17 protein-coding genes are annotated in these 18,607 nt (G+C 64.9%); 11 read left to right on the top strand and 6 right to left on the bottom strand.

Translation table 11 applies throughout. The annotated features are described in order from the left end of the window. From N5A92_RS14030 to N5A92_RS14015, 4 genes are all read left to right on the top strand, one after another. Positions 1-1,365, top strand: coding sequence for a formimidoylglutamate deiminase (locus N5A92_RS14030; protein WP_260903787.1), 1,365 nt, complete (start codon positions 1-3; stop codon positions 1,363-1,365). Further along, positions 1,362-2,060 carry a GntR family transcriptional regulator gene (locus N5A92_RS14025; protein WP_260903784.1) on the top strand — a complete coding sequence of 233 codons (699 nt, stop codon included), beginning with the start codon at positions 1,362-1,364 and terminating at the stop codon, positions 2,058-2,060. Before N5A92_RS14030 ends, N5A92_RS14025 begins: the two co-directional genes overlap by 4 nt. Before the next feature lie 232 nt (positions 2,061-2,292). After that, complete coding sequence (gene rpe, locus N5A92_RS14020) at positions 2,293-2,964, top strand: ribulose-phosphate 3-epimerase (RefSeq protein ID WP_260903781.1); 672 nt, start codon at positions 2,293-2,295, stop codon at positions 2,962-2,964. 60 nt (positions 2,965-3,024) lie between these two features. Continuing rightward, positions 3,025-3,582: a thioredoxin family protein gene (locus N5A92_RS14015; RefSeq protein ID WP_260903779.1), complete on the top strand. Its 558-nt coding sequence runs from the start codon at positions 3,025-3,027 to the stop codon at positions 3,580-3,582. Positions 3,583-3,722: 140 nt separating this feature from the next. On the opposite strand, the gene polA is transcribed toward N5A92_RS14015, so the two are convergent. From polA to N5A92_RS14000, 3 genes are all read right to left on the bottom strand, one after another. Next, entirely contained in the window at positions 3,723-6,662 is a 2,940-nt protein-coding gene (polA, locus tag N5A92_RS14010) for a DNA polymerase I (protein WP_260903774.1), read from the bottom strand. Between the two features lie 327 nt (positions 6,663-6,989). Continuing rightward, on the bottom strand, positions 6,990-8,405 hold the full coding sequence (gndA, locus tag N5A92_RS14005; protein WP_260903772.1) for an NADP-dependent phosphogluconate dehydrogenase: 1,416 nt from the start codon (positions 8,403-8,405) through the stop codon (positions 6,990-6,992). A gap of 157 nt (positions 8,406-8,562) precedes the next feature. Then, positions 8,563-8,988, bottom strand: coding sequence for a Fur family transcriptional regulator (locus tag N5A92_RS14000; RefSeq protein ID WP_260903770.1), 426 nt, complete (start codon positions 8,986-8,988; stop codon positions 8,563-8,565). 140 nt (positions 8,989-9,128) lie between these two features. Here N5A92_RS14000 and N5A92_RS13995 point away from each other — a divergent pair, with 140 nt between their 5' ends. The 6 genes from N5A92_RS13995 (at position 9,129) to N5A92_RS13970 (ending at position 13,000) form a co-directional block, all read left to right on the top strand. Then, positions 9,129-9,365 carry an Lrp/AsnC ligand binding domain-containing protein gene (locus N5A92_RS13995; RefSeq protein WP_260903769.1) on the top strand — a complete coding sequence of 79 codons (237 nt, stop codon included), beginning with the start codon at positions 9,129-9,131 and terminating at the stop codon, positions 9,363-9,365. A 92-nt stretch (positions 9,366-9,457) separates the two neighbouring features. Next, positions 9,458-10,147, top strand: a complete 690-nt coding sequence (locus N5A92_RS13990; RefSeq protein WP_260903765.1) for a D-lyxose/D-mannose family sugar isomerase — start codon at positions 9,458-9,460, stop codon at positions 10,145-10,147. 13 nt (positions 10,148-10,160) lie between these two features. Next, positions 10,161-10,772, top strand: coding sequence for a nucleoside triphosphate hydrolase (locus N5A92_RS13985; RefSeq protein WP_260903762.1), 612 nt, complete (start codon positions 10,161-10,163; stop codon positions 10,770-10,772). A 109-nt stretch (positions 10,773-10,881) separates the two neighbouring features. Next, positions 10,882-11,382 carry a hypothetical protein gene (locus N5A92_RS13980; RefSeq protein ID WP_260903758.1) on the top strand — a complete coding sequence of 167 codons (501 nt, stop codon included), beginning with the start codon at positions 10,882-10,884 and terminating at the stop codon, positions 11,380-11,382. Positions 11,383-11,507: 125 nt separating this feature from the next. Further along, positions 11,508-11,783 carry an acyl carrier protein gene (locus N5A92_RS13975; protein ID WP_260903756.1) on the top strand — a complete coding sequence of 92 codons (276 nt, stop codon included), beginning with the start codon at positions 11,508-11,510 and terminating at the stop codon, positions 11,781-11,783. 2 nt (positions 11,784-11,785) lie between these two features. Then, positions 11,786-13,000, top strand: coding sequence for a beta-ketoacyl-[acyl-carrier-protein] synthase family protein (locus N5A92_RS13970; RefSeq protein ID WP_260903754.1), 1,215 nt, complete (start codon positions 11,786-11,788; stop codon positions 12,998-13,000). Positions 13,001-13,011: 11 nt separating this feature from the next. On the opposite strand, the gene N5A92_RS13965 is transcribed toward N5A92_RS13970, so the two are convergent. Then, positions 13,012-13,788: a sulfite exporter TauE/SafE family protein gene (locus tag N5A92_RS13965; RefSeq protein WP_260903752.1), complete on the bottom strand. Its 777-nt coding sequence runs from the start codon at positions 13,786-13,788 to the stop codon at positions 13,012-13,014. A 120-nt stretch (positions 13,789-13,908) separates the two neighbouring features. Next, entirely contained in the window at positions 13,909-14,880 is a 972-nt protein-coding gene (locus N5A92_RS13960; protein WP_260903749.1) for a complex I NDUFA9 subunit family protein, read from the bottom strand. A 216-nt stretch (positions 14,881-15,096) separates the two neighbouring features. On the opposite strand from N5A92_RS13960, the gene gyrB reads away from it, so the two are divergent. Then, a complete protein-coding gene (gene gyrB, locus N5A92_RS13955) occupies positions 15,097-17,544 on the top strand; it encodes a DNA topoisomerase (ATP-hydrolyzing) subunit B (protein WP_260903747.1) in 2,448 nt (815 codons plus the stop codon). A 31-nt stretch (positions 17,545-17,575) separates the two neighbouring features. Here the strand turns inward: gyrB and mbfA are convergent, their stop codons facing one another. Beyond that, positions 17,576-18,559: an iron exporter MbfA gene (mbfA, locus tag N5A92_RS13950; protein WP_260903746.1), complete on the bottom strand. Its 984-nt coding sequence runs from the start codon at positions 18,557-18,559 to the stop codon at positions 17,576-17,578. Positions 18,560-18,607 lie beyond the last annotated feature (48 nt).

The raw sequence follows: 18,607 nt of genomic DNA, 5'->3' as shown, positions 1-18,607 counted from the left end.
ATGCAAGAGATTTTCGCCCGAACCGCTCTGACGTCTCAAGGCTGGCGGGACAATGTGCGCGTGACGATCGATGGCGACGGCCGCATCGCCTCCGTCGCATCGGGCGCCGAGCCGGGCGCGGCGACCGTGGTGCCGGTGCTCCTGCCCGCCCTTTCCAACCTGCACAGCCACACCTTCCAGCGTGCCATGGCGGGCCTCGCAGAGCGTCGCGGGCAGGAGGGTCGCGACAGCTTCTGGACGTGGCGCGAGGTCATGTACCGCTTCCTCGACCGGCTTTCGCCCGACGGTTTGGAGGCCATCGCTGCCTTCGCTTTCATGGAAATGCTCGAAGCGGGGTTTTGTGCCGTTGCGGAGTTTCATTATCTGCATCACCGGGCCGGCGGCGGCGCTTATGCCGATATTGCGGAGCTTTCCGGCCGCATTTCCGCCGCGGCGACTGAGACGGGCATCGGCCTGACGCTTCTGCCCGTGCTCTATCGCCACGGCGGCGCCGACCGCCGTCAGCTTCAAGGCGGGCAACTGCGCTTCGGCAACGATCCGGCGGGTTTCGAGAGCCTTCTGGCGCGGGCAGGGGAGCATATGGCGCGGCTTCCCGCCGATTCGGTGCTCGGCGCTGCCGCCCACTCGCTGCGCGGCGTCGGGATCGATGACATACGGGCGGCGATGGCCCTGCGGCCGGATACGCCCTTCCACATGCACATTGCCGAGCAGGAACCGGAGATCGAGGAGATGCTGGCCGTACACGGCGCCCGGCCGGTCGAATATCTGCTCGGCGAGGTGGCGGTTGACGGGCGCTGGTGCCTTGTCCATGCAACGCACATGAACGCGGTGGAGACGGAGCGCCTTGCCCGCTCGGGCGCGGTGGCGGGGCTGTGCCCCATCACCGAGGCCAATCTGGGCGACGGCATCTTCAACGCTCCCCCCTTCCGGCAGGCGGGCGGGCGGCTCGGTATCGGCAGCGATTCCAACGTCCGCATCTCGGTGACGGAGGAACTGCGCCAGCTCGAATATTCGCAGCGGCTGAAGCACCGGGCGCGCGCCGTGCTGGCGGAGCCGGGCGGCTCCTGCGGGCGGGCGCTCTATGATGCCGCACTTGCCGGCGGCAGACAGGCGCTAGGCCGGGAGAACGGCGCTTTGGAAGCCGGCAAATGGGCAGACCTGGTGGCGCTCGATCCCGCCGCCTTCGCAGGCGTGGCGCGCGGCGACGCCGTTCTCGACGGCTGGGTCTTCGCCGGCGGCAACGATGCGGTGACGGATCTCTGGTCAGCCGGGCGCCACGTAGTACGCGGCGGCCGCCATGTCGCACGTGAGGCGATCAGCGGGCGCTATGCCGCCACACTTGAGAAGCTGGTGGCGGGCCTGTGAGCGGCACGCGTTCGTCCTTCCGTGCGATCCGTGATGAGATGGCGCGGCGCATCGCCGAGAGGCTGTGGCTGCCTGGCGCCCTCATCCCCGGCGAGGAGGTGCTGGCGCGCGAGTTCGGCGCCGCACGCGCCACCGTCAACCGTGCGCTCCAGGAGCTTGCCCGCGCCGGGCTGGTGGAGCGTCGCCGCCGCGCCGGCACGCGGGTGGCGCTGCATCCCGTGCGCGAGGCGCGGTTCGTCATCCCGCTGGTGCGCCAGGAGATCGAGGCCCGGGGGGCGGAGTACCAGTATCGCTTGCTCAGCCGTGAAGAGGCGTCCCCGCCGGAAGTCGTGCGCGCGCGGCTCGGGCTTGACGTAACGGCGCCGTTCTTCCATGTCCGCTGTCTGCATCTGGCCGACCGCCTACCCTACCAGTTCGAGGACCGCTGGATCAGTCTCGACGTCGTTCCGGCGGCGCGCAGGGCCGACTTTGAGGACGTCAGTCCCAATGAGTGGCTGGTGGAGCATGCGCCTTTCACCGACGCCGAATTCACCTTCCGCGCCGCCGCCGCGAGCGCGGAGGAGGCGGCGGTGATGCAGCTGCGCGAGGGCGAGCCGGTTTTCGTGGGCGAGCGCATCACCTGGCTGGGCGAGCGCCCCATCACGCTCGTGCGCATGGTGCACCCCTCCTCGCACCGCATGGTCACACGACTATGAGACGGGTCGACAAGATTTTACCCAGCAGCTAGAGCGGATGGGTGCCTTTGCCCTCGCCCTTCGACAGGCTCAGGATGAGGGCAAAGGCAAGGCTAGCTCACCGTGGATTTTAGCGTAGAAGGGTGAGCGCAAGCATCAGCCCTCATGGTGAGCCTGTCGAACCACGGGGCGGGAGGGTACGCAACGTGTCCAATAGCGTGATGCATCCATCCCTCCGACCAGAGGAACGCCCATGACCGCCAACCGCCCACTCACCATCGCCCCTTCGATCCTCTCGTCGGACTTCTCGCGCCTGGGCGAGGAGGTAGAGGCGGTGGCCGCCGCGGGGGCAGACTGGGTCCATCTCGACGTGATGGACGGCCACTTCGTGCCCAACATTACCTTCGGCCCACCGGTGGTGAAGGCGATCCGGGATCGGACGGACAAAGTGTTCGACTGCCATCTGATGATCGCCCCGGCCGACCCCTATCTCGCCGCCTTCGCAGAGGCCGGCTGCGACGTCATTACGGTGCACGCCGAGGCCGGACCGCATCTCCACCGCTCGCTGCAGACTATCCGCAAGCTCGGCAGACGAGCCGGCGTTTCGCTCAACCCGTCGACGCCGGAAAGTGTGATTGAATATGTGCTGGACGAGGTTGATCTCGTCCTTCTGATGACGGTTAATCCGGGTTTCAGCGGCCAAGCCTTCATTCCGTCGGTGGTGGAAAAGATCCGCCGCGTCCGCGCAATGGTCGGCGACCGGCCGATCGATATCGAGGTGGACGGCGGCATTTCCACTGAGACGGCGGGCGCGGTGGTCGAGGCCGGCGCCAATGTGCTGGTGGCGGGCTCCGCCATCTTCAGGGGCGGCGAAGCCGCCTATCGCGAAAACATCGCCGCCATCCGCAAGGCGGCGAGCGGCTGACGTCCGGCCCTCGCCCGCCCGGCGGCAGACGCAGAACGAAGCAAAACGAAGGAGAGAACCATGGCAGCAGTGCCACCCGTTTGCGACTTCGGCTGGCCGGCGGTCGATGCCACGTTACCAGGCACCGACGGCCAAAAACACCGCATCTTCGACCAGGCCGGTCCGAACGGACTGGTGGTGGTCTTCATCTGCAACCACTGCCCCTACGTAAAAGCCTCGATCGACCGCATCGTGCGCGACGCCAGGGACCTGAAGGCACACGGCATCGGCTTCGTCGCGATCAGTTCCAACGATGCCGCCACCTATCCGGAGGATTCCTTCGACAAGATGGCGGAGTTCGCGCGCGAGCACGGCTTCACCTTCCCCTATCTCCACGACGAGGACCAGAGCGTGGCGCGCGCCTACGACGCGGTCTGCACGCCGGATTTCTTCGGCTTCAACAAGGACCTGAAGCTGCAGTACCGCGGCCGCCTAGACGCCGCCCGTACCGGGCCGGCGACGCCGGACATGAGGCGCGATCTTTACGAGGCGATGGTGCAGGTGGCCGAGGCGGGGAAGGGGCCGGAAGAGCAGATTCCTTCAATGGGCTGCTCGATCAAATGGAAGGATGCGGCGTGAGACGCCTCGCCGTCGTCATCCCGGCCGAGCGAAGCGAGAGCCGGGACCCACTCCGTGACTCTTCCACGTCCCGGAATGGGTCCCGGATAGCCTCCGCTTCGCTCCAGCTTCCGGGATGACGCATGGTGAGGTGGCGCGTCTCAATGCGCCTCTTCCCAGTTGTCCGCCGCCCGCGCATCCACCTTCAGCGGTACTGAAAGCGTCCTCGCCGGCCAGGCGGCGCCCTCCATCACCGTGCGGATGACGGGGATCGCCCGTTCCACGGCTTCCTCCGGCGCCTCGAAGATCAATTCATCGTGCACCTGCAGGAGCATCTGGACATCACCGAGCCCGTTGTCGGCAAGGGCGGCGTCCATGCGCATCATGGCGCGGCGGATGATGTCGGCGGCCGAGCCCTGGATAGGTGCGTTGATGGCCGCGCGCTCGTTGAAGGCGCGGATGGAGGGGTTTGAGGAGCGGATTTCGGGATAGTGCGCACGGCGGCCGAAGACGGTCTCTACATAGCCGTACTCGCGGCAGAAGGCTTTGGTGCGCTCCATATAGTCCTTGATGCCGGGGAAGCGCTCGAAATAGCGCTTGATATAGGCGCCGGCCTCCTCGCGCGGGATGGCGAGCTGGTTGGCGAGCCCGAAGGCAGAGATGCCGTAGATGATGCCGAAATTGATGGCCTTGGCGCGCCGGCGCACCTCGCCCGGCATGCCTTCGACCGGCACGCCAAACATCTCCGAGGCCGTCATGGCATGGATGTCCAGCCCGTCCGCGAAGGCCTGTTTTAGCTGCGGGATATCGGCCACGTGGGCGAGCACGCGAAGCTCGATCTGGCTGTAGTCGGCCGAGATCAGCTTGCGGCCCTCCGGCGCTATGAAGGCGGTGCGGATCTTGCGGCCCTCAACCGTGCGCACGGGAATGTTCTGCAGGTTGGGCTCGGAGGAGGAGAGCCGTCCCGTGGTCGTGGAGGCAAGCGAATAGGAGGTGTGCACGCGGCCCGTCTCGGGGTGGATGTAGCCCGGCAGTGCATCCGTATAGGTGGATTTCAGCTTGGTGACCTGGCGCCAGTCGACAATCTTGCGCGGCAGTTCGTGGCCGGCGGCGGCAAGCTCTTCCAAGACCTGGGCCGAGGTCGACCATTGGCCGGATTTGGTCTTTGCCCCACCGGGCAGGCCCATTCTTCCGAACAGAATCTCGCCGAGCTGCTTCGGCGAGCCGATCGTGAAGCGCCCGCCGGCGAGCTGATAGATCTCCTCCTCCATCGCCGCGGCCGTTTGCGCGAAGTCGCCCGACATGCGGGAGAGGATCTGCCGGTCGACGGTAATGCCGCGATGCTCCATGCGCCCGACAACCGAAACCATCGGCCTCTCCAGCCGCTCGTACACGGAGGCGAGACCTCGGGCGGCAAGGTGGGGTTTCAGCACCTTCCAGAGCCTGAGCGTGACGTCGGCATCCTCGGCGGCGTAGGTGGTGGCGCGCTCGAGGTCGACCATGTCGAAGGTCACCTTCGAGCGGCCGGAGCCCGTCACCTCCTTGTAGGACAGCGGTGTGTGGCCGATCCAGCGCTCGGTGAGAGCGTCCATGCCGTGTGCCTGACTGCCCGCTTCCAGCACGTATGAGATGAGCATCGTGTCGTCATAGGGTGCGATTTCGATGCCGTGCCGGTAGAGAAGCAGCCAATCATATTTGAGGTTCTGGCCGATCTTGAGCACCGACGGGTCCTGCAAGAGCGGCCTGAGCACCGCAAGCGCCTCCTCCAGCTTGACTTGCCCGTCGACTAGGCCGCCACCGAGGAGGTCGTCCTTGCCGTTCCTGTGGTTCAGCGGCACATAGGCCGCCCTGTTGGGGGCGGTGGCGAGCGAAAAGCCGCACAATTCCGCCTGCATGGGGTCGAGCGAGGTAGTCTCAGTGTCGATCGCCAGGAGCCCCGTTTCCCGCGCCTCATCCACCCAGTGGTTGAGCGTTTCGAGATCGCGGATGCAGACATAGCGCGAATGGTCGAAGGGGTCGGCCGGCGCGGCATCGGCGAGCTTTTTCGCCAGTTTCTGCGGCGTGTCGGCATCGTCCATGCGGTCGGGTGCCACTTCGCCTTCCGCGCCCTCCTCCTCGATGCCGGTGGCGGGCACGGTGAGATCCGGCCCGTGCGCCTCTGCCTTCGCCTGGACCTCGACAGTGGCTGCCTCGACGGAAGCGGGATCCACGCCCGTCGCCTCGCCCACGCGGCGGGTAAGCGTCGAGAACTCCATGGCCTTGAGAAAACCGATCAGCTTCGGCCCGTTTGCGGCCGAGTCGAGCGCGAGGGCATCGAGGCCGATCTCCACCGGAACGTCGGTCTTCAGCCGCACCAGCTCGCGCGAAATCCGCGCCTTTTCTGCGAATTCGATCAGGTTTTCGCGCCGCTTGTTCTGCTTGATCTCGTGCGCACGGGTGAGAAGCGTATCGAGATCACCATATTCTTCCAGAAGCTGTGCGGCGGTCTTCGGCCCGATGCCCGGCACGCCCGGCACGTTGTCGATGGAATCGCCGGTGAGCGCCTGCAGGTCGATCATCTTCTCCGGCATCACCCCCCATTTTTCGACGACCTCGGGCACTCTGATCTCGCGGTCCTTCATGGGGTCGTACATGGAGACGCACGGCCCCACGAGCTGCATCAGATCCTTGTCTGAGGAAACGATCGTGGCATCGCCCCCCGCCTCGACCGCAAGCCGCGCATAGGTGGCGATCAGATCGTCGGCCTCGAAACCCTCCGTCTCGATACAGGGCAGGTCGAAGGCGCGGGTGGCCTCGCGGATGAGGCCGAATTGCGGGACGAGATCCTCCGGCGGCTCGGAGCGGTTGGCCTTGTATTCGGGATAGATCTCGTTGCGGAAGGTCTTCGACGAATAGTCGAAGATGACGGCAAAGTGGGTCGGCGTGACGCCCACGGCCGTGTCCCGCGCATCGCGCAGGAGCTTCCAGACCATATTGCAGAAGCCCAGCACCGCACTTACCGGCAAACCATCCGATTTGCGGTTGAGCGGCGGAAGAGCGTGATAGGCGCGGAAAATATAGCCCGAGCCGTCGACCAGGAAGAGATGATCGCCTTTTTTCATTCGTGAACGGGTAGCGCGGCGTGTTTCTTCTGTCCATGGCAAAGGCGCGCGGGCGGCCTTCCCTGCCGCCAAATGGTGACGTCAGCTTCATCAGGTAACGAAAATATTACAAAGGTGTAATCTTTCCCGCCCTTGAATAGCCATTTTGGCGCACAACATATTCCCGTATCGGCAATATTCCGCCGAAAAAGTCCGGGAAAGGCCCGTCCCCCGCCTGAACCGGACATAAAAAGCGGCAGCCTAACCCCCCTCTCCGGGCTGCCGCACAAATACTGAAAAGGCCGCCGTGGCTTCCCCTCCGCCACGGCGGCACTTTTGTCTCTGCGGCTATGATTCCTGCCAGTTCCCGTGGTGGCTGCCTTCGCTGTCCACCCGCTCGAAGCCGTGGGCGCCGAAAAAGTCGCGCTGGGCCTGGATGAGATTTGCCGTGCCGCGGGCGCGGCGGAACGTGTCGAAATGGGCAAGTGCCGCCGATAGCGCAGGCACGGGAAGCCCGGCCTCAGCGCTGCGCGCGACGACACGCCGCAGATGCGGATGTGCGGCCTCGATCAGCGGCGCGAAGGCCGGTGTTGCCAGAAGGTTCTCGATCTCCCGCGCCTCGTCGAAGGCCGCCGCCATCTCGCCCAGGAACTGCGAGCGGATGATGCAGCCGGCGCGCCAGATGCGCGCCACCGTGCCCAGCGGCAGGTTCCAGCCGAATTCGCGCGAGGCCGCGGCCATCACCGAGAAGCCTTGCGCATAGGCGACAATCTTGCCGGCGAAAAGCGCCTGCTCGAGAATGGCCAGCGCTTCCGCGCTCACGGGTCCGGCAGCGGGGGCAGGCGCGCCGAAGCGCTTTTCTGCGGCCTCGCGCTCCTCCTTCATGGCCGAAAGGCTGCGCGCTGCGACCGCGGCCTCAATGGCGGTTGCCGGTATTCCCAGCGTCTGCGCCTCAATGGCCGACCAGCGCCCCGTGCCCTTCTGGCCGGCGCGGTCGAGGATCACGTCCACCATTGGCTGGCCGGTGGCCGGATCATCGGCCGCAAGCACCGCCGCCGTGATCTCGATGAGATAGGAGTTGAGCCGCCCGCGGTTCCATTCGGCGAAGATCGGCGCGATCTCGCCCGCCGATAGGCCGTGTCCATCGCGCAGGATGCCGTAGATTTCGGCAATCATCTGCATATCGGCGTATTCGATGCCGTTGTGGATGGTCTTGACGAAATGTCCCGCGCCGTCCGGTCCGAGCCAAGCCTGACAGGCCTCGCCCTCGTGGCGGGCAGCGATAGCCTCCAGGATCGGCTTGATGCGGCGATAGGAGCTCTCCTCGCCGCCGACCATGATCGACGGCCCGTGGCGCGCGCCTTCCTCGCCGCCGGAAACCCCCATGCCGACAAATTGCGGCCCGGCCTCTGCCAGCGCCGCCATGCGCCGCCGCGTGTCGCGGAAGTTGGCGTTGCCGGCGTCGATGATGATGTCGTCGCGGGCAAGCAGGGGCTTCAGCGCAGCGATCTGCTGGTCAACGGCCTCGCCGGCCTGGACCATGAGGATGATCGGCCGCGGAAGGGCGATCGCCTCGGCCAGCGCTTCGAGCGTCTCGCACGGAACGATGTTTTCGGCCAGTGGCCCGGCTTCCTCGACGAAGGCATGGGTGCGCGACGTCGTGCGGTTGAACACGGCGACCTTGAAACCCTTCTCCGCGATGTTGAGCGCCAGATTCGCGCCCATCACTCCAAGGCCGACCAGGCCGATATCAGCTTTACCCATGGATACTTGTCCGTCTCTTGCGCGCCAGATAGGCGCTTTCCCTAGATTCGTGTCTCTTTACAACACCATGCATCCTTTTAGGGCGCACGGCGCTGTAAGTCGTTGGATCTGCGCATCGTGCTTTCCGAAAACCGATTCCAGTTTTCGGGCCGATGCGCTAGCGCCGGCGCCGCTTCCTGCCGTAGAGCTCCAGCCTGTGGTGCACGATCTCGTAGCCCAGCGAACGCGCAATCTCGTCCTGCAGCGCCTCGATCTTGCGGGAATGGAACTCGATGACATCGCCGGTGTCGATGTCGATGAGGTGGTCGTGATGGCCGCCCGCCTGCTCGAAGCGCGAGCGCCCGCCCTCGAAGGCATGGCGGTGGATCGCCCCCATCTCCTCCAGGAGCTTCATCGTGCGGTAGACCGTCGACAGCGAAATGCTGGGGTCAACTTCCGTGGCGCGATTGAAGATTTCCATCGCGTCCGGGTGGTCCTCCGTCTCCGAGAGGATGCGCAGGATGACCTGCCGCGGCCGGGTGATTCGCACCCCGGCGCGGCGCAGCCTTTCCTCGTAATCCTTGTTTTGTGCTGCTTCGCCCATGGCCGGGACTATGCTTCAGAAAGCACACGTTGCAAAGGCCGCACCGTGCCGTGCCAACAGCGGATTGGACCGGTTGACAGAGCCGCGGGATAAGCCGACTTTCGCTTCCGTCGAGGAGCCAAGCCCGTCGGAAGGACATCATGAGACCCGTCTTTGTTCAGTTGCGTTGCGAGCCAGGCAAGACCTATCAGGTGGCCGACGAGCTCTACAAGCGCGAGATCGCCTCAGAGCTCTATTCCACCAGTGGAGAGTACGACCTTCTGCTCAAGGTTTATGTCGATGACGGCGTGGACATCGGCAAATTTATCAACGAAAACATTGCCAATACGCCCGGCATCGTCCGCTCGCTCACCACGCTGACCTTCAAGGCGTTCTGACGGCGCTCCGTACGGGCGGGCTTGGCGGCAGCGCCCGCTTCCTGTACCACGCGCGCGTCGATAGCCGATATCCGTGCGAGGAGGAGTTTGCGATGAAACGGTCCAGGGTAAATGACATCCTGCGCGAAGGCGCCGGCTTCATTCGCTCGTTCGGTTACGCCCTGCCGCCCTTCGCCGATTGGACGCCGGACGACATGAAGGCGCGCCGCGATGAGATCGGCGGCATCGTCGATGCCAGGCTCGGCTGGGACATCACTGACTATGGCGTCGGCGACTTTCCTAATAAAGGCCTCTTTCTCTTTACCGTGCGCAATGGCGACGCAGCGGCCCTGGAGGAGGGGCGCGGCATGCTTTACGCGGAAAAGATCATGATTTCCCGGCGCGACCAGATCTCGCCCATGCACCGCCACGTGGTGAAGGCAGAGGACATCATCAACCGCGGAGGCGGCACACTGTGCATCCAGCTCTACGCATCCGACGCGGACGGCACGATCGACAGGAAAGCGCCGATTTCGATCCCTACGGACGGTATCGTCCGCCAATTCGACGCCGGCGGGATCCTGCGGCTTTCCCCAGGTGAGAGCGTGACGCTGCTGCCTGGCGTGTGGCATGAGTTCTGGGGCGAAGGCTCGGATGTCCTTATCGGCGAGGTCTCGACCGTGAATGACGACCTCACCGACAATATCTTCGCCGAGCCCATTGATCGCTTTTCCGAGATCGAGGAGGACGAGGAGCCCTACCGCCTGCTCGTCTCCGACTATCCCAAGTGGCTTGGCGCCTGAGCGGCCCGGCGGCATGGACAACACCAGCCTCGTAGATGCCATCCTGGAGCGCGCGGAAACGGCGCCGCGCCTCATGGTCGCCGTCGCCGGACCGCCGGGATCGGGCAAATCCACTATGGCCGCCACCGTCGCCGAGACGCTTCACAGGCGCGGCGCGACGGCGGCCGTAGTGCCGATGGACGGTTTCCATTATGACGACGCGGTTTTGAAGGCGCGTGGTCTCGCCAGCCGTAAGGGTGCGCCGGAGACGTTCGATTTCGCCGGCTTCCGCACCCTCCTGGAACGCCTCCGGGCGCGCGAGCCGGAGGTTGCCATTCCGCTGTTCGACCGTAACATGGAGCTTTCGCGCGCGGCCGCGGCGATTATAGAGGCGGATACGGGCATAATTCTGGTGGAGGGAAACTATCTGCTGCTCGACGAGCGGCCATGGGCGGAACTTAGCGGGCTGTTCGACCTTACAGCGTATCTGGACGTTCCGCGTGCTGAGCTCGAACGCCGTCTTCTCGCCCGCTGGCATGGCCACGGCCGGGCCGCAGAGGCTGCACGCCGCTGGGTGGAGACGAACGACCTTCCGAACGCCGACCGGGTGATGAGCCGGCGCCGCAAGGCCGACATGGTCCTGTGATCGGCAGGATGAGATCAAGGTCTGCCCTTTGCATATGGTGGAACACTGCCCATATGCCGGTCGTTGCGGGTATGGCCGTTAGCCATTGCCAACAGCAAGGAGATAATTGATGCATGTTATGGGAATAGCCGGTCCCGCGGCTTCGGCGACGCCCCTGGAAAGGGCACTGCCATTCCTGGTAGCGCTCATGTTCCTGATCGCGCCGCTCGCCAATCCGCCGCTGCTTGCCCAGGGGCTCGAAAGCGAGGGGGCGATCGACGCCATCATCGGTTCCGACGTGAAGACGGAGGAGGCGGCGAACGAGGAGGAAGCCGAGCGCGTCGTGGCGGCGATCGAGAACACGCTTTCGAGCGCGGAGAGCGTGCGCAAGACCTTCAGCCTCGACACGTTGGAGATCGTGTTCCTGCCAGAGGATACGGAGACCGGGCCGATAGGCGAGGCGATCGACGAGCACAGGGAAGAGATAGAGGCGCTGCGGGAATCGATCGAAGGCAGCGCCATGTTCTACCATGCCGTCGATTCGCGCTCGATCATGCTGCGCGACATAGTGGCGGTGGAGTTCGGCGAGGAAAACGTCGTAACCATCTTCGTTAATGGCAGTGAGCGATAGGGGCTTGTCGCTCCGCCTGGATTGGGGTCTTATTCGGCAGAAGGGCGAAGACCGAATCCCACCAGCCGGTTCGCAATGAGAGCGGCCGGCGGGGCGGCTGATGTCTAACCCTGGAGGGGAGACCCATGGACACGTCTGACCAGCAGCAACGGGACGCCTTGGGAGAGAGCATTCTCGCCAAGATTAAGGCTCATGCCGAGGGCGACACCTCCGGCATCACCCTCGCCACGCCGCTCAATGACCTCGGTATCCATTCGCTGGAGTTGACCGAGATTATCTTCGATCTGGAGGAGGAGTTCGGCATCGAGATCGACATGAACACGGCCGATGCCTGGGAGAACCTCAGCACGGTAAGCGATATCGTGGCGGCCGTGCGGGCGCTGGTGGCTACTAAATCCTGATCATGCCGGCGCCACGCATCGTCATAACCGGGCTCGGCGGCATCTGCTCGCTGGGCACCGATGCCGGCGCCATCTGGCAATCGATGTGCGAGGGTCGCGCGGCGATAGGCCCGATAGAGAACGCCGACCTGCACGAAGTGAAGATCAAGATCGGCGCCGAGATAAAGGCTCTGCCGGAGCACGGCATCGAGCACAAGCGCCTGGTGACCATGGACCGGTACAGCCTGCTGGCGGTCATCGCCGCGAAGGAAGCGCTGGCGCAGTCGGCGCTGACAGTCGACGGCGGTAACGCCCATCGTGTCGGCGCTGTCGTCGGCGTCGGTGTGTGCGGATGGCATTCCATCGAGGAGAGCTACCGCGCCATCCTGCTGGAGGGAAGAAGCCGCACCGACATCTTCACCGTGCCGCGCGTCATGCCGGGCGCGGCGGCGGGCCAGGTTTCGATGGTGCACGGGCTAACCGGCCCCGTCTTCGGAGTCACTTCCGCCTGCGCGTCCTCCAACCATGCCATCGCCGCAGCGGTAGATCAGCTCCGCCTCGGCCGTGCCGACGTCATGCTGGCCGGCGGTGCGGATGCGCCACTGGTCTATGGCGTCATGAAAGGATGGGAGGCCCTGCGCGTATTGGCGCCAGACACCTGCCGCCCCTTTGCGGACGGCCGCAAGGGTTTGGTGCTGGGCGAAGGCGCCGGCATCGCCGTTCTGGAGACGCTCGACCACGCACGGGCGCGTGGCGCACCGATCCTCGCGGAGCTGGCCGGCGTCGGCATGTCGGCGGATGCCGCCGATATCGTCGCGCCCACCCTCGAAGGGCCAGTGCGGGCGATGCAGGCGTGCCTCACCGAGGCCGGGCTCGCGGCGGAGGAGGTCGCTTACGTCAATGCCCACGGCACCGGAACCAAGGCTAACGATCGGCTGGAGACCGAAGCCATCAAGCGCGTCTTCGGCGCCCACGCACGGACCCTCTCCGTTTCCTCGACCAAATCCATGCATGGCCACTGCCTCGGCGCGTCCGGCGCTATCGAGCTGATCGCCTGTGTCAATGCCGTGCGCGAGGGCCTCGTGCCGCCGACGGCCAACTACAGCGCGCCGGACCCCGACTGCGATCTCGACGTGACGCCCAACGAGGCACGCCGGCGCCCCGTGCGCGCCGCCATCAGCAACGGCTTTGCCTTCGGCGGCACCAATGCTGTCGTCGCCGTGCGCGAGATAGGCTGAACGCGCTTCCCTCAAAGGGCAGGGATTAGTCCCACCATCCCGCGCCGTACCAGATCCAGTGCCAGCAGCGTGAGGCCGATGCGAAACCAGCGGCGGAAGCTTTCCTCGGGGAATTTTTCCAGGAGCCGGGTGCCGTAAAGGGTTCCGAGATAGCCCGAGGCGATCATCACGACGATGAAGGGCAGCCACTGCGCAAAGGCGAAGCCGGCGACTGAGAAGGCAACCACCTTGAGCGCGTGCTGGATCGTCATGCCGGCGGCCTGGGTGGCGATCAGGGCCTTGCGGTCATCGGTGATGATCTGCGAGAAGGCGGCGGCAAACAGCGGCCCGGTGGCGCCGAAGAACATGCTCAGGAGCGCGAGCACCGCGCTGCCCGCCACAAGCCCCGCATGGCCGATCTGGGCCACCCCCGGTATCTTCGTCCAGGTGACGGCGATCACGAAGAGGCCGAGCGCAAGCTTCAGCACCGCATCGGGAAGCTGGACGACGAAAAAGGCGCCGACGACGGCACCCGCCACGCTTCCCGCGATAAACGGCACTGCGATGCCGCGTACGATATGCGTCCGCTGGTGCCACGCCCGCCCGGTGTTGGAACCGAGCTGGATGAGCCCATGCACCGGGATGAGGGCTGCGACGGGGATGAAGAGCCCGAGCAGCGCCAACATCGCCACCCCGCCGCCGATCCCGAAGACGGCGGTCAGCGCAGAGGTGAAGAAGCTGGCAACGACGAGGACGAGCCCTGCCGCGGCGCCGAGACCCTCCGGCAGGAGGTTGGCCAGCGCGTCCAATCTCGCCTCAGAGCACTTTTGAAAATTGAATGAGGCCGGCCTGCAAATGGCGATTTCCTGCTCTCCGGTGCTCGAAAATCGTCATCTTCGCCTCGGCCTGATCCATTTTCACAAGGACTTTCAGGCCTGCGGCAGCGTGAATTGTCCGGCCGGCCGGTAGGTCCACAGATAGGTGGGCAGGATGGCGTGGATGGAATGCCGGGCGATGCCGAGCCCTTCCAGCGTGTGCCCGCGCTCCTTGGCTTCCTCCGAGACCACATTGTCCACTTCGAGCATGCGCACCTGGTCGAGCGTGATCAGCGGCTTCGGCAGCATGCCCAGAATGCGGCCCTGCAGACGGGCGATCGGCCAGGGGATGGAAACGAGAAGCCGCTTGCGGTTGATGACCTCGAGCATCTCTTCCATGCATTCACGGAAGGTCAGCACCTGCGGCCCGCCCAGTTCATAGGTTACGCCCGGCTTGAGCGCGCCGTCAACGGCCCGCGCATAGGCTTCCGCCACATCGCCCACATAGACGAGCTGAAACTTCGTATGCCCGCCGCCGATGAGTGGCAGGAAAGGCGAGAAGCGCGCCATGCCGGCGAAGCGGTTGAAGAAGGAGTCTTCCGGCCCGAAGATGATGGAGGGGCGGATGATGTTGGCGTTCTTCACCGTCTCCAGAACCGCCTGTTCGCCCTCGGCCTTGGTGCGGCCGTAGGCCGCGGGCGAATTGAGGTCGGCGCCGATGGCCGAGGCCTGGGTGAGGCCGGCGCCGGCGGCGCGCGCGGCCTCCGCCACCGCGCGGGCGCCGAAATTCTGCACCGCGTCGAAGCGTTGGCGGCCGGATTCGTAGAGGATGCCGACGAGATTGATGACGTGGTCGGCTCCCTCCACCGCGCGGTCGATCGACCAGCGGTAGCGCAGATTGGCCTGCACCGTGTGCACCTGGCCCATATTGCCGAGGGGCTGCACGTGCACCGCCGTGTTCGGATTGCGGCAGGCGACGCGCACCCGGTAGCCGCGCCGCGTCAGCGCCTGCACCACGTGGCGGCCGACGAATCCGGAGCCGCCGAACACGGTGACGAGCTTGGGTCTCTGGCTGATGGTGGCCATGATGCCTCGGTCTTTTGCTTTGTCCCTGTTACCGGGCTTCATAATCGCCTTTTCCGCCAAAGGCAAAGGCCCGTGAGGCGGCTTTTCATCCCCAGCCTCGTAGGCCGGCTAAACTTGGAAAAATCCATTGAAACGCCTATATCTTAGGCGATAACAGCCGTTGATTCGCGGCATTTCCAGGCGCCTTCCACGGCGCTCCCTTAACGAAAGCATTTGATGAGCGACACGCCTGAAATCCTCCCCGGCGAACCGGCAGAGTACGGTGCCGAATCCATCAAGGTTCTCAAAGGCTTGGATGCAGTCCGCAAGCGCCCCGGCATGTATATCGGCGACACGGACGACGGCTCCGGCCTGCATCACATGGTCTACGAGGTGGTGGACAACGCCATCGACGAGGCGCTGGCCGGCCATGCCACGCTCGTGACCGTTGCGCTCAACCCCGACGGCTCCTGCACGGTGACCGACAACGGCCGTGGCATTCCGACCGACGTGCATACGGGCGAGGGCGTGTCGGCGGCCGAGGTCATCATGACCCAGCTCCACGCGGGCGGTAAGTTCGACCAGAACTCCTACAAGGTCTCCGGCGGTCTGCACGGCGTCGGCGTCTCGGTGGTCAACGCGCTGTCGACCTGGCTCAAGCTGAAGATCCGCCGCAAGGGCCAGATCCACGAGATGAGCTTCACCAACGGCGTGGCCGATGCGCCGCTGGCCATCACCGGCGACGCCGGCGAAGAGACGGGCACGGAGGTGAGCTTCCTGCCCTCTACCGAGACTTTCACCATGGTGGAGTTCGACTACGGCACGCTGGAGCACCGCTTGCGCGAGCTGGCCTTCCTGAACTCCGGGGTGCGCATCCTTTTGACCGATCGCCGCCATGCCGACGTGAAGGAACAGGTGTTTCTCTATGAGGGAGGCATCGAGGAGTTCGTCAAATATCTCGACCGGGCGAAGAAGCCGCTGATCGCCGATCCCATTGCCATCTCCGGCGAACGTGACGGCATCACCGTCGAGGTGGCTATGTGGTGGAACGATTCCTACCACGAGAACGTGCTGGCCTTCACCAACAACATCCCGCAGCGCGACGGCGGCACGCATATGGCAGGCTTCCGTGGCGCGCTGACGCGGCAGGTCACGAGCTATGCCGAGGTCTCCGGCCTGACGAAGAAGGAAAAGGTCTCGCTGACTGGCGACGACTGCCGCGAGGGACTGACGGCGGTTCTTTCGGTAAAGGTTCCGGATCCGAAATTTTCCTCCCAGACCAAGGACAAGTTGGTCTCATCGGAGGTGCGGCCGGTCGTGGAAAGCCTCGTCAATGAGGCACTCGGCACTTGGCTCGAGGAACACCCGACGGAAGCTAAGGTGCTGGTTGGCAAAGTGGTGGAAGCCGCCGCTGCCCGTGAGGCGGCGCGCAAGGCCCGCGAGCTGACCCGGCGCAAGGGCGTTCTCGACATCACCTCACTGCCCGGCAAGCTGGCCGACTGCCAGGAGCGCGACCCGGCCAAATCCGAAATCTTTATCGTCGAGGGTGATTCGGCCGGCGGCTCGGCCAAGAGCGGGCGCTCGCGCAAGAATCAGGCGATCCTGCCGCTGCGCGGCAAGATCCTCAACGTGGAGCGCGCGCGCTTTGACCGCATGTTGTCGTCGGATATGATCGGCACGCTGATCACCGCGCTCGGCACCGGCATCGGCAAGGACGAGTTCAATGCCGAGAAGCTGCGTTACCACAAGATCATCATCATGACGGACGCCGACGTCGACGGCGCCCACATCCGCACGCTGCTTCTCACCTTCTTCTTCCGGCAGATGCCGGAGCTGATCGAGCGCGGGCATCTCTATATTGCGCAGCCGCCGCTTTATAAAATCACGCGCGGCAAGTCCGTACAGTACGTCAAGGACGAGGCGGCCTTCGAGGAGTTCCTGGTCGACACTGGCCTGCAGGAGGCCTCTCTGGAGCTTTCCACTGGTGAGGTGCGCTCCGGCCAAGACTTGAAGCAGGTGGTGGAGGATGCACGCACTGTGCGCGGCCTCATCAACGGCCTGCATACCCGCTACGACCGCGCCGTGGTCGAGCAGGCAGCAATCGCCGGCGCGATGAACGCTGCGGTGCTCGCCGATCCGGCGCGGGCAACGGAGGCAGCAAGCTATGTGGCGCGCCGCCTCGATATCATCTCGGAGGAGACCGAGCGCGGCTGGCAGGGCCGGCTCAACCCGTCCAACGAGGGTGCCGGCGGCTATCTCTTCGAGCGCACGGTGCGCGGCGTGCGCGATGTCATTATCCTCGATGCGGCCTTGATCGGCTCTGCCGATGCGCGCGCCATCGACCGCTATACGGGGCGCCTGCAGGAGGTTTATGGAAAGCCGCCGGTCCTCAGGCGCAGCGACAAGTCCGAAACCATCTCCGGGCCGATGGCGCTGCTCGAAGCCATCTTCGCCACAGGGCGCAAGGGGCTCACCATGCAGCGCTACAAGGGCCTCGGCGAGATGAACTCCGAGCAGCTCTGGGAGACGACGCTCGATCCCAACGCCCGCTCGCTGCTGCAGGTCAAGGTGACCGACGCGACGGACGCCGATTCCCTGTTCTCGCGCCTCATGGGCGACGAGGTGGAACCGCGCCGCGAGTTCATCCAGGACAACGCCCTGTCGGTGGCCAATCTGGACGTTTAGGCGTTTTCCCCTTCCCCTCAAGGGGAGGGGCCTATGCATTCCCGATCAGCATGCCCGCCGCGAACACCAGCGCGCCGCCGAGTACCACCTGGAAGGTGGCGCGGCTCCAGGGCGTTTCCATGTAGCGGTTCTGGATGAAGGCGATCGCCCATAGTTCGAAGAAGACGACGATGATGGCGATGGTCGTTGCCGTCCAGAAGTCCGGGATGAGGTAGGGGAGTGCATGGCCGAGGCCGCCGAGCGTGGTCATGATGCCCGTGGTGAGGCCGCGCTTGATGGGTGAGCCCCGTCCCGAAATCACGCCGTCGTCCGAGGCGACTTCGGTGAAGCCCATGGAGATGCCGGCGCCGATGGAGGCGGCAAGGCCGACCAGGAAGGTCTGCCAGGTGTCGCCGGTGGCGAATGCGGCGGCAAAGATGGGTGCGAGCGTCGAGACGGAGCCGTCCATCAGCCCGGCCAGGCCCGGTTGCACATAGGTGAGGATGAACTGGCGCTGCTCGGTGCGCGCTTCCTCCTCCCGTGCATCGGTGCCGAGATGCTTTTCCGACAGGTGTTCGGCCAGCGATTCGTGCTTTTGCTCGGCGGCGGCCAGGTCGCCCAGGAGCTTGCGTGTGGCGGCGTCCGCAGTGCGCTTGGCGGCTTCGATGTAGAAGCGCTGTGCCTCTTCTTCCATGAGCGCGGCTTGGGCGCGCACGGTTTCAAGGCCCAGTGGCCGCATCAGCCAGTCCGGCCGGCGCTGGTAATAGCCGCGCACGTGCTCGCGGCGGATGAGGGGAATGCGCTCGCCGAAGCGCTGGCGGTGGAGCTCGATCAGGGAAGCGCGGTGCCGATCCTCTTCTTCCGCCATATCCTCGAACATCGCCGCGGAATGAGGATAATCGTCTGAAAGCCCATCAGCATAGGCCCGATAGATGCGCGCGTCGTCCTCCTCCGAAGAAATCGCCAGCGCCAGAACCTCTTGCTCCGACAGCGAGGAGAAGGCGCGGCGGTTGAAGCCGAAAAGGCGGTTGAACATGAGGAGAGAAATCCAGCACTAGTTTAGAATAATTCTAAACTAGTGCTG

This window comes from Chelativorans salis (genome assembly GCF_025336525.1).
GTDB classification, from domain to species: Bacteria; Pseudomonadota; Alphaproteobacteria; order Rhizobiales; family Rhizobiaceae; genus Chelativorans; species Chelativorans salis.
The sequence above is the reverse complement of the archived record's forward strand: the minus strand, read 5'-3'. Positions and strand labels throughout refer to the sequence as shown.